Here is an 11,818-nt window from a genome sequence, read left to right as displayed (position 1 = left end):
GAGACAGTCTCTACAGGGTGAAGGTAATGCGCCGCTTACCATTTCGCCACCAAATCTTCCGCCAGCGCTTCGCGCCATTCTGCGTTTGCGGGGATCACGCTGTCGTGTGGGCGCACCGTTCGGTAGCTATCTGGATCGAGCCCCGGCGGCGGCTCACCGCGCTCGACGGCGTAGGTCGCATCGAGCATCATGCGGCGCATGGCGATAACTGCTTTGTCCGACGGGATCAGAAATTCTTTACTGCGGTCGGGGATCGCGCCCATGCCTTCTTGAATCGCCACGTCTTGGGTTTGCACCCCGGCGATACCGCTATACGTCGACGTTTTTTGCAGTTGTCGGTCGATACGATGATCGTTGGACAGGTTGCTCAGTAGCTTGAAGGTTCCAGGCACGAAGTCGTCGCGGCCGCGGCCGGCTCTTTTTTCATCGCGCTCGGCAAATTCCGGCGTGATCGGCACGCTCTTGTCGTAGCCGTACATCCAGCTCCAGGTCATGGTTTGATAATCGTCGATGGGCACCCAGAAATGGCCGTCGATCTTGGGCACCTTGCTGCGCTCGCCGGCGTCGTCGGTGACGTCGCCGCGCATTTGCTGAAACGGCATGATGTAGTGATAGACGCGAACGTAGCGCTTTTCGTCGTTGACCTTGCGCACCGAGGCGTATTGGTAGCCATACTGGGTCGGGTAAACGTCGATGGTAGGAGCCACGTCGGCGTTGCGCACGGTGAAGCGTTTCATGCCCAGGACGTTGTTATGCAGAAACGAAGTGTGGGCCGTATCCAAACCGCCTTCCAAGGCCTGCAGGTAGTTGCACTCCTGGTAGTTCTTCGCAACGTGGCGGTGCGTCGGCAGCGCGCGCATCCACTCGTAATCCGGCAGTGGCGGCACCTGATCGGCCGGACCCATGTACACCCAGATCACGCCGGCCTTGTCGATGGCCGGATAGGAGTTGATGCGAACTTTGGCTTTGATAGGGCTATCGGCTGGCAGCGAGGGCAGATCGACGCAATTGCCGTCGACGTCAAATTTCCAGCCGTGATAGACGCAGCGGATGCCGCAGTCTTCATTGCGGCCGTAAAACATTGGCGCGCGGCGGTGCGAGCAATAGGCGTCGATCACGCCAATGCGATCTTGGCTATCGCGGAAGGCAATCAAATCTTCGCCGAGGAGGCGAAGCCGGACCGGCGGCCCATCGCGCTCAGGAATCTCGCAAGACAGCAGTGCTGGTTGCCAATATCTCCGCAACAGGGCGCCCATGGGAGTGCCAGGACCAACACGGGTGAGGCGCTCGTTGTCTTCGGCTTTTAACACGTTACGCTCCTCGCTGATTCTGTGGTTCGCTTATCAAGGACGTGGGCCAAAATCTACCAAATTTTTTGCTTGCCTACAGCTAATGAACGATGATCACATATTAATAGAGTCGAGGCACCACTATGTCGAAGTCAGAACCTATCGGAAAACCATTCGCTGCGCTGGCTGAATTTGCGGCGCAACAATCCTTCGACCAACTGCCGGCAGCCGTGGTCGAGACCACCAAACGAGTCATTCTCGATGCTCTGGGTTGCGCACTTGCCGCCACGACACTTGGGGACGGTTGCCGCGAGACGATGGCGGTGATGAGCCGGCTCGGCGGCCCGCCGCAAAGCACCATCCTTGGTTTGGGAACGAAAGTGTCCTCGACCAACGCGGCGTTTGCCAACGGTGCGCTGGTTCACGCGTTGAACTACGACCCGATCGGTGCGGAGATTGGCCACGTCGGCGTGGTTGGCCTGGTCGCGCCATTGGCGATGGCGGAGGCCATTGGCGACGTAACCGGAAAAGAATTGATCGCCGCGTCTGCGGTGGCTTGCGAGGTGACCGCGCGCATAACCTTAGCGGTGGTTCGAGCCGGTCGCCGGCCGAGTGAGAAATTTCTTTCCGGCCAGCTGCTAAACTATTTCGGCGCTGCTGCAGGAGCGGGACGAGTTCTCGGACTGAGTGCAGCGCAGATGCGCAGTGCCTTGGGCCTGGCCTTGATGCAAATGGCCGGCTCGCGCCAGATCGTGCTCTCAGGCGATCCGCCGGCCAAGGCCATCTATGGCGCCTTTCCCAACCAAGCCGGTGTGCTCGCGGCGCTTTTGAGCAAAGAAGGGCTGGGGGCGGATTGTGATGTTGTCGGCGAGCCAGCCGGGCTTTATCCGATGATCTACAACGGCGACTATGACGCGAGCGTTTTGACTGAAGGGTTGGGCACACGGTTTTTTTTCGAGGACGTCGAGTTCAAGCCATGGCCGACCAGCAACAATCTTCACCCGTTCATCGAAGCGGCCGGCGAGATAAGTCGCCGAGGAATTGATTGTGGAAAAATTCGTGCGGTGGAGATCCTGGCGCACAGCCAATTGCGTCCCTGGTGCGAACCGCTCGACATCCGCCGCCGGCCAGACAATCCGGCGGCCGCTGCGAATAGCATTCCGTTTTGCGTCGCCAAGGCATTGGTGCATGGCGATGTAACGTTGGCGGATTTCACACCTCGGGGATTGCGGGATGCGGCTACACTGGAGCTGGCCGCGCGCACAGCCCATCGTCTCGACGACGCGGTGAAGGGCGCGGTCGTCAATGTGAATCTAAGCGATGGACAGCGGCTCGAAGCCCGCGTGGAAACGGCGCTGGGCCATCGCAGCCGGCCGGTCCCTACCGAGCAGCTGCGAGAAAAGTTTCGCGATTGCTGCCGCCATACAATACAACCTCTGTCTCGCGACCGAGTTGACGAACTTATCGCCCTGATCGAAAGCCTGGAGCAACTCGAGGACATGGGGAGACTGTCGATGCTCGCTAGCGGCACGGGTTTGACAGCTCCAGGATCGATCCACTAGTGTCGCCTTATCTAAACGAAGAGGAGGCTCCCATGAACAGCCAAAATAGGAATCTCGTTATCGACGCCGACGCGCATGTCGTGGAGTGTGGGCATACCTGGGACTTTATGGACAAGTCCGAAGAGAAGTATCGCCCGATCGAATTGGAAGCGCGCGAAGAAGCCGGCGTGCGCCAGCAGTTTTGGCTGGTCGACGGTAAAGTGCGCGGCTTTCGTTTCGCGGTGCTCTCAGACGAGCTGATGGCCAAGCGCCAACAACAGTCCGGTCGGAAGTTCGCCGAGCAGGCGGAGTCGCGTGAGCTGGCCAACGTCGATCTGCGCCTCGAGCACATGGACCAAACGGAAGTTGATATTCAAGTCTTGCACAACACCATGTTCATCGAAGCGTGCACCGACCGGCCGGCGGTCGACGTGGCGCTGTGCAAGAGTTGGAATCGCTGGCTTGGCGACATCTGGAAGCAGAGCGAAGGGCGGCTGCGTTGGTCCTGTATGCCGCCGCTGCTGAGCATGCCCGACGCCCTCGATCAGATTCGCTGGTCGAAGGAAAACGGCGCCTGTGCGGTCTGTCTGCGCCCGGTGGAGGGCAATCGTCTACTCGCCGATTCTTACTTTTACCCCATCTACGAAGAAGCGCAGAAGCTCGACTTGGCGATCGCCATCCACATCGCCAACGGCAACGCCTGGTTGAACGATCTCTACGGCAACCATCCGGTGCGCATCGCCACGACCTTTCACCGCTTTAGAATCCCGACGGTGGGGGCGTTTAGCGACATCGTCATGAGCGAGCTCCACGACGTCTTCCCCAAGCTCCGCTTCGGCTTTATCGAAGCGAGCGCCCAATGGGTGCCCTGGATCATGCATGAGTGCAAGATCCGCTTTCGAACCCTCGGCCGGCCGTGGCCGGAGAATCTGCTCAAGGAGTTCGGCTTGTTCGTTACCTGTGAAAATTGCGATGATATCGCCTACATCGTGCGCGAGGCCGGCGAGGACAATCTAGTCATCGGCACCGACTACGGTCACACCGATTCGTCGAGCGACCTCGATGCCATCAACGTTTTTCGCCGCCGCGACGATCTATCGGCCGCTGTCAAGGAGAAAATTTTGAGCGATAACGCGCGCGCGCTGTACGCTTTGTAAAAGCTACGAGAGGCTCGCAAAGTCGGCAATCAACACCCATGGTGGAGCACTACCTGGGCGCACTCGCCCAAAGTGACGGTTTCCAAGCCGGACTATCTGTAGCGCACACTGACTACGTTGGACAAAGATTTGTTCGCTCGGATGATGTTCGACAAGAAACTGATTCAATCGCGAGAGGATCGAGCTGAAGCGTTGATCAGTCAATCCTGGCGCCGGTGATGCTCTCCGTGCAGGTATATTAATATACGAGACCACGGATATTGGATATACGAGCAGAGGTAGCAATTGACAGGTTGTTGATTTGAGGAGTAAGTTTTCGCGACGATGTTTGGATATTCAATATACGAGATCAGTTCACTCAATGGTTAGACCGCGTACACTATGGCTCACAATCGCAAGCTGGTTATCGGGGGTGTTGCCCTCGTGCAAGCGAGGCTGAGAAACACTGGCCCCGCGATGGTTGAAACTTGCGATGAATTGGAGCAAGTGCTCATCAACGCCGGTTGGTTTCCGGCAGCACCTTTTCAGTGGGTTGGCCTCATTATCCGTTACGGTTTAAAAAACGAAGGTCAGCCGCACTTTCAGCGAATCAACAAGAAGTATGGCGACTTACCTATTGCTATCGAGGTCGACACGCATCAACTTCTTGAGATCCACAAAGAACCTCATCGGCTCAAAACATTTTTCAAAGGCGTAACGATTGACTGTTTGTTGAGTGTTGCGCGTCGTTACAATATACCGGCGAAGGAGTTGGAAAATGAGAGAGCGACACTCATCACGGCCTAACAATCGGGTTGAGTCGGATCGTGAGTCTGCTCGCTTGCGCTCGCGAGCTCCGTCCGCTCACCCTGAGCGTTAGCCCTAAAAGAAAATCTGACGAGACCGAGCGCTACACCAAAATGCGTTGGCGCAGCGCGCACGATGATGACTTTCGCGATCAGCCGCTTTGCGTCGCCGAAAACGCTGTGTAGCCCTCGGGGATCAGACGAATCATCTGATCGTGCTTCGGGTCGCGAGTGATGCCAACCGGATCTTCGCCGTTTTGCACCGCGCGGATCTGATCGCGCAGCATTTTACGCAATAAGATGATGCCACGGTCGGACTCGCCCAGGTGCTCGTCGGGACGATTGGCAACCAGCCCTTGTGTCTCCCAGGCCATCTGGTCCTGGCTCGGGAAATTGTCCATGTGAAATTCGCCGGCTTGGTTTTTGGTGCTGACGAACTGTGCCGGCGGGTCTTCAAGATCATGGACAGTGCTGCCGTCTGACGTCGGATTGAAACGCACGTGAAAGATCTCCGTGTTTTCGTCGTCGATCGGCGTGCGAAAATGCATGTTGTGCCCGGTGGTGGCGGGGACCATGAGCATCGTCGGAAAAATCAGCGGGTGCGGTGCTTCAACGTGGCTGGCGTTGTCGGCGAAGACGCGCTGTTTCTGAATGCCCGCCCAGGTGGGATGCACTACCAGCGAAAAATCAAGCTTGCTCACCGGTCGATAATAATACGCGCCCTGGCTGCTGCCGCGCATCTTCATCGAATGAGCATGAAGATAGTAGGTATGCACCGGGTCGACCGAGTTCTCCATCGCCTGAAGCCAGTTGCAGCGCAAGGTCTCATAAACCTCGATCTTTCTCACTCCATCGCGGCGCGCGAGCATGTCCCATCTGGGCAAGAGAGGTTTCTTCTCCGGCGGTCCCAGATACGCAAACAAGAGCCCTGCCAGTTTCTCGACGGGGTACGCCGGTTGCGAGATCTTATCTTTGAAGCCACCGTCCGGATTTTCGAAGGGCTGTTCCAAACACTTGCCGCAGGCGTCGTATTTCCAGCCGTGATAGGCGCAGCGGATGCCGTCCGCCTCGACAAATCCATAGTAAAGCGACGCGCCGCGGTGGGCGCAATGCTCGGCGACCAGGCCGTACTTGCCGGTGCGATCGCGATACAGCACGAGATCTTCGCCTAGGATCCGGACTTTCTTTTTTGGCTTTGCTTCAGTGATCTCGGATGCCGCCGCGACCACGTGCCAGTAGCGCCGCAATAGTTCGCCGGCCGGTGTCCCCGCACCGGTGCGTGTCAGCCATTCATTTTCTTCTCGTGTCAGCATGGCCCCTTACTAGTAAAATACCGCGACCGATTCAAGCCGCGCGGGTGTGGCAAGAAGCGTTGGACTTTTTGTTCCGCTTCGGGTTTTAGTGACAATCGAGATTGGCATGGCAACTAATAATTCCCAATACATCGTCGGCGTCGACATCGGCGGAACGTTTACCGACTGCGTGGTCGTGAGTGATCAAGGCAAGGTCACCATCGGCAAAGCGCTGTCCACGCCGGACGATTTCGCCGAGGGCGCCGTCAACGCGGTGCGGGATGCGGCGCGCAATCTCGGCTTGCCTAACGAAGACGCGGTGCTCGGTGCGACGCGGCTGTTTTTCCATGCCTGCACTGTGGGCGATAACACGCTGATCACTCGGGCCGGAGCAAAAACCGGCTTGATTACGACTAAAGGTTTCGCCGACACGCTGCTGATGATGCGCGGGCGCATCACCGAAGGTTTGACCGAAGCGGAGGCGGATCATCTCGCGGCGCTGAGCAAGCCCGAGCCGTTTGTACCGCGGCGGCTGACTGAAGAGGTTTTCGAGCGCATTGATTACAAAGGCGCGGTGATCATTCCGTTGACCGATGACGACATCACCGGCGCCATTAAGCGATTGGCCGACAAAGGAGTGGAGTCGCTCGCGGTTTGTTTGCTCTGGTCAATTCTCAACGACAGCCACGAGCAGCAGATCGCGGCTGTGCTGCGCAGGACGTTTCCTAATCTGTTTTTTTCTTTGTCGAATGAAGTGGCGCCATTTGTCGGTGAATACGAACGCATGGTGACGACGGTTTTCAACGCCTACATCGGGCCGAAGATCACCGCGTATTTGAATAACCTTAGTCAGACACTGACTCGCAAAGGTCTCAAGCGCGAGCCATTGATCATGCAAGCGTACGGCGGTGTACTCGGTATGCAGGCAACCCAGAAAAATGCCGTCGGCGCCATCGAGTCGGGTCCCGCTTCCGGCGTCGTCGGCAGCCAGTTTCTCGGCCGGCTCGCTGGTGAAGAAAATATTCTCGCCACGGATATGGGCGGCACGACCTTTAAGGTCAGCGTGATTCGCGGCGGGCAGATCGAGCGCGACTACAAACCCGTCTTCATGCGCTACAACATTCTCTCGCCAAAAATCTGGGTGGAGTCGATCGGCGCCGGCGGCGGTAGCATCGCCTGGATCGATCAAGAAATGGGGCTGTTGAAAGTTGGCCCCGAGGGCGCCGGCGCGAAGCCCGGGCCGGTTTGCTACGGGCTGGGCGGCACCGAGCCGACCGTCTCTGATGCCAATCTGGTGCTTGGCTATCTCAACGAAAATTATTTTCTTGGCGGCCGGATGAAGTTGGACAAAAACGGTGCGCTCGGTGCGATTCGCGAGAGAATTGCCAAGCCACTAGGTTTATCCGTGGTCGATGCGGCGAGTGGCATCTTTCGCATCGCGACTGCACACATGAGCGATTTGATTCGCAAAGCGACGGTCGAGCGCGGCTATGATCCACGGCACTTTGTTTTTTTCGGCTACGGCGGCGCGGCGCCGATCCACGCGAGCCGTTATGCGGCGCAGCTCGGTGTGAAAAAAGTGATTGTGCCGATCACCGCGTCGGTGCACGGTGCCGCCGGGTTGATCAGCTCCGACGTGGTTTACGAGTACGGCAAGTCGGATCATCTGGTGGTGCCGGTCGACGTGGCGCGGATTAACCAGAACTTTGCTGGCATGGTAGAGCAGGCGATGAACGACTTGCATGCGGCTGGCTTCAGCGATCGGGATATCAAGATCACGCGCAGCGTGGATATCCGTTACCGCTATCAGGTGCACGAGCTAAACGTGCCGTTCGAGACCGGTACGACGCCAATTTCGGCGGCACAGATGGAGACATTATACGACCGCTTCGATGAGCTCTACGAGCAAGCTTACGGCAAGGGCTCTGCGTATCGCGAGGCTGGCAAAGAAATTATCACTTGCCGCGTGAGCGGGGTGGGATCGTTGCCAAAGCCTGCGCTTGAGCGCGAAACGAAGTCGGAGCAAAACGCCGAAGCTGCGGTCAAAAGCAAACGCGATGTTTATTTCGAAGAGTATGGAAAATTCGTTGCGACGTCGGTCTATGATTTCGATCGATTGTTTGCCGGCGCCGCAATTGCCGGCCCGGCGATTATCGAAACGCCGGTGACTACGATCGTGGTTAATCCTAACGATAGAGCCGCGGCGGACGAGCTGCGTAACATCGTCGTCTATGTTGGAGGTCTGCAATGACCAGGGAACCGTTCAATCGCAACGTCGATCCGATCACTTTTGAAATTCTCTCGCATCGCTTGCACCAGATCGCCAAGGAAACCGGCATCGCCCTCGAACGGGTCGGCGGCACGGTCAATACGACGCAGATGCACGATTACGCCGCAGCGCTCTATCGCGCCAACGGCGAGATTCTTTCCGCGGGTGAGACTACAGGCTGGCATGTCGCCTGCGCGGGCATCGCGGTCAAGCGCATCATTGAGCGTTTCAGCGACGAAGGCGAGATCGAACCCGACGACGTTTTTATTCTCAACGATCCTTACCTTGCGGCGATCCATCAGTCGGACATTTACATGCTCTGCCCGATTCATTTCAAGAATCGCTTGGTCGGTTGGAGCGGGACTTTCGTTCATGTCATGGACATCGGTGCGCTGTCGCCGGGCGGCGATTCGCCGGGGGCGAGCGAGATTTTTCATGAAGGCCTGCGCATTCCCGGATTGAAACTAGTCGAGCGCGGCAAGATTCGCCGTGATGTCTTCGACACGTTGACCAACATGACGCGCCAGCCGGTGATGGTTGGCCTCGATCTAAAATGCCAGATGGCGGCCAACAACGTTGCCAAGGCGCGCATGCAAGAGATGTACGCGCAGTATGGACCCGAGATGATCGACGCCGTGTCCGCCGATATGATTCGGTATTCAGAGACGGTGCTGCGCAAACGGATCACGGAGATTCCCGACGGTAGCTGGAGCGAGAGCAACGAAATTCAAGGCGACGATAATTGGAAAATTGCGGTGATGCTGACCAAGAAAGACGATCGGTTGATTTTCGATTTTACCGGCACCGACGCACAGGCCAAGCGGGGCGTCAATTTGCCGATCCATGCGACCTTTGGCGCCTGCTTCCGCGTAGTGTTGTTTGCGTTGGCTTACGACGTTCCCAAAAACCACGGCGTGCTGCAGCCCATCGAAGTCACCGCGCCGGAAGGAACGATCGTGAATCCCAAGTATCCGGCGCCGGTGTCGCTCAACACGACTTCTTCGGGCTCGATGGTGCGTTACGTCGCCAGCGCGGTGCTCATGCAAGCGCTCGCCGGCAGCGACAGGTGGCGCAAGGAAGTCACCGCGATCAGCGCCGGCCACCGCAACCTGCGCCACGCCGGCGTCAATCAATACGGCCGCTACGCGGTTTCGGCCTTGGGCCACGGCGCGCTGGACGGCACCGGAGCGCGTTCCTATGCCGACGGCGTCAACTCCTGGGGCGGCCACATGAGCGTTGCCAACGCCGAGTGGTTCGAGATGAATTTCCCCGTGCTCTATCTTTTCCGCCGCCACGCGCGCGACGGCGCGGGGGCCGGCAAGTTCCGCGGCGGTGCCGGCGGCGAGACCGCGCACATCGTGCACGACGCACCGGAAGGTAAAGTCAAAGGCATCACCTACGGTGTGTCGAGCTCGCGCAACTCGGGCCAAGGCATCTTCGGCGGCCGGGCGGCGGCGCCGAGCGTGATTGTGCATTTGAACAACACCAAGATCGACGAGATGATCGCCAAGCGCCAGCCGGTTAATAATATTAGCGATGTCGGCGGTGAAGCCGATCAACTCAAGTACAAAGAGTTCGAATTCAAAAAAGGCGACGTCGTCTACATGCGCATGGCCGCCGGCGGCGGCTACGGCAATCCGTTGGAGCGCGATCCGCAGCTAGTCTTGGAAGATGTGCTGGACGGGCTGGTTTCCGAAAAAGCGGCGCGCGAGGTGTATGGAGTTGTGTTGGAGCAAGATAGCAGAGGGGTGGATTTAGTGAAAACTCGCGGCTTGCGGGAGCAGCTTCAGATAAACCGCTAATCGTTGGCCCCGATCTGACGCTGCGGAAAATGCATCAGGGCGCATCGTGAGTATTAGCAGGCGTGAAAACATCGGACCTCGCTGCAAGGGATTTACCAAAACGTGCCCTCACCCTCCGCCCTCTCCCGCTTTGCGGGCGAGGGGGACTCTGAAACAAACGTCTTGCCCGTTTCGGTTTTCGACTCCCTGGCCCATTCCGATGGGAGAGGGTAGGGGTGAGGGCAACCACACGGCAACCGTTTCATTGTCGGCTTAGGGTTAGCTGTTGTCACAAGTGACAACAGCTGTTAAGAGAAACAAAAAACTATCGGCTGAACGAAATCAATTCATGAAGTCTAAAAACGTCGAAACAATCCGAGGTAGCGGTAATGTTTACCGCGATTTGGGGTTTAAGACTGCAGACGTCGATCAGTTTAAAGCTTTACTAGCGGCGGAGATTATCAAAACTCTTGATCGGGAAGAACTGAGTGTTCGAGGCGCTCATGCTCGAACTGGAATAGCAGCGGCGGATTTTTCCCGGATTCGCAACGCCGATCTTGCGCGGTTCACGGTGGATAGGCTGATAGCGATTCTAAACCGGCTTGGAGCACGCGTTGACGTTTCTATAAAAATCCGGCGAGCAAGCTTTACGCGGCGTGCAGCGTAACACACGCACTGATAGCGAAAAGCAAAGGAAGTAGGAGGCATTCATGCTCGACGTTAACAAGCGAAAGACGATGCTGCGCCAGATGATTCTGGTGCGGGCGTTTGAAGAAAAATTGGAAGAGCTATATCAGCGCAAGGCGATGTTTGGCAGCACCCATTCGTATCGCGGCCAGGAGGCGATTGCGGTTGGGGTTTGCTCGGCGCTGCAGAAAACCGATTTGATTGCCAGCTACCACCGCGGCACGGGCCATCTGATCGCCAAGGGCGCCGATCTTTATACGCTCCTGTGCGAATGCATGGGGCGCGAGGAAGGTTACTCCAAAGGGCGCGGCGGCAAGATGCACATGGGCGATATGGGCTTTGGTTTCATCGGTAACACCGGCACGGTCGGCGGTACAGTGCCGACGGCGACCGGTGCGGCGTTGTCGGCGAGAGTCCGCGGGTCGAAGGAAGTAGTCGCTAGTTTCTTCGGCGACGGTGCCGCCAATCAAGGTGTTGTCCACGAGGCGATGAACATGGCGGGGTTATGGAAGCTGCCGGTGATTTACGTCTGCGAGAACAATCAGTACGCGATGACTGTCAGCATGGAGAAAAGCACCGCGGTGAAAGAATATTCCGTGCGCGGCGCCGCCTATGGTTTCGAAGGTAAAACCATCGACGGCAACGACGTCGAGGCGGTTTACGATGCCACCGAACAAGCGGCGGCGCGGGGACGCACGGGCGGCGGCCCGACGTTCTTGGAATGCATGACTTACCGGTGGGATGGTCACTTCGGCGGAGAACCTGGGACTGCATATCGTACGAAAGAAGAAATCGAGTCGTGGAAGCAAAAGTGTCCGATCAAACGGTTGAAAGAAAAACTAATTCAAGAAGGCAATTTGAGTGAAGCCGAATTTCAAAAAATGAGCGACCAAGTCTATGCCGAGCTCGACGCGGTCGCCAAGCGCGCTGAGGCGGCGCCGCTGCCGGCGAAAAAAGTCGAGCTCGATGCGATCTATGCCACTTCGGAGGTGGGCCGTGGCTGAGACATTTCAAGGA

9 protein-coding genes are annotated in these 11,818 nt (G+C 57.5%); 7 read left to right on the top strand and 2 right to left on the bottom strand.

Features of this window, described 5'->3' with window-relative positions; translation table 11 throughout:
- Positions 1 to 35 precede the first annotated feature (35 nt).
- Complete coding sequence (locus tag FJ145_10780; protein MBM4261902.1) at positions 36 to 1,310, bottom strand: Rieske 2Fe-2S domain-containing protein; 1,275 nt, start codon at positions 1,308 to 1,310, stop codon at positions 36 to 38.
- A gap of 122 nt (positions 1,311 to 1,432) precedes the next feature.
- Between FJ145_10780 and FJ145_10775 the strand changes: the two genes are divergently transcribed.
- From FJ145_10775 to FJ145_10765, 3 genes are all read left to right on the top strand, one after another.
- Complete coding sequence (locus FJ145_10775) at positions 1,433 to 2,851, top strand: MmgE/PrpD family protein (protein MBM4261901.1); 1,419 nt, start codon at positions 1,433 to 1,435, stop codon at positions 2,849 to 2,851.
- A gap of 32 nt (positions 2,852 to 2,883) precedes the next feature.
- A complete protein-coding gene (locus tag FJ145_10770; GenBank protein MBM4261900.1) occupies positions 2,884 to 3,987 on the top strand; it encodes a hypothetical protein in 1,104 nt (367 codons plus the stop codon).
- 381 nt (positions 3,988 to 4,368) lie between these two features.
- A complete protein-coding gene (locus FJ145_10765) occupies positions 4,369 to 4,773 on the top strand; it encodes a hypothetical protein (GenBank protein ID MBM4261899.1) in 405 nt (134 codons plus the stop codon).
- Positions 4,774 to 4,924: 151 nt separating this feature from the next.
- On the opposite strand, the gene FJ145_10760 is transcribed toward FJ145_10765, so the two are convergent.
- Positions 4,925 to 6,085 (bottom strand): Rieske 2Fe-2S domain-containing protein, encoded by a 1,161-nt coding sequence (locus FJ145_10760; GenBank protein ID MBM4261898.1) that lies wholly within the window; start codon positions 6,083 to 6,085, stop codon positions 4,925 to 4,927.
- 106 nt (positions 6,086 to 6,191) lie between these two features.
- Between FJ145_10760 and FJ145_10755 the strand changes: the two genes are divergently transcribed.
- The 4 genes from FJ145_10755 (at position 6,192) to FJ145_10740 (ending at position 11,805) form a co-directional block, all read left to right on the top strand.
- A complete protein-coding gene (locus tag FJ145_10755) occupies positions 6,192 to 8,315 on the top strand; it encodes a hydantoinase/oxoprolinase family protein (GenBank protein MBM4261897.1) in 2,124 nt (707 codons plus the stop codon).
- Positions 8,312 to 10,135, top strand: a complete 1,824-nt coding sequence (locus FJ145_10750) for a hydantoinase B/oxoprolinase family protein (GenBank protein MBM4261896.1) — start codon at positions 8,312 to 8,314, stop codon at positions 10,133 to 10,135. Before FJ145_10755 ends, FJ145_10750 begins: the two co-directional genes overlap by 4 nt.
- Positions 10,136 to 10,463: 328 nt before the next feature.
- Entirely contained in the window at positions 10,464 to 10,781 is a 318-nt protein-coding gene (locus FJ145_10745; GenBank protein ID MBM4261895.1) for an XRE family transcriptional regulator, read from the top strand.
- Positions 10,782 to 10,824: 43 nt separating this feature from the next.
- Positions 10,825 to 11,805 carry a thiamine pyrophosphate-dependent dehydrogenase E1 component subunit alpha gene (locus tag FJ145_10740; GenBank protein MBM4261894.1) on the top strand — a complete coding sequence of 327 codons (981 nt, stop codon included), beginning with the start codon at positions 10,825 to 10,827 and terminating at the stop codon, positions 11,803 to 11,805.
- Positions 11,806 to 11,818: the final 13 nt, after the last annotated feature.

The organism is Deltaproteobacteria bacterium (genome assembly GCA_016874755.1).
Classification (GTDB): Bacteria; Desulfobacterota; Binatia; order UBA9968; family UBA9968; genus DP-20.
Note: the sequence above shows the minus strand (reverse complement) of the source record. Positions and strands in the feature narration are given on the sequence as shown.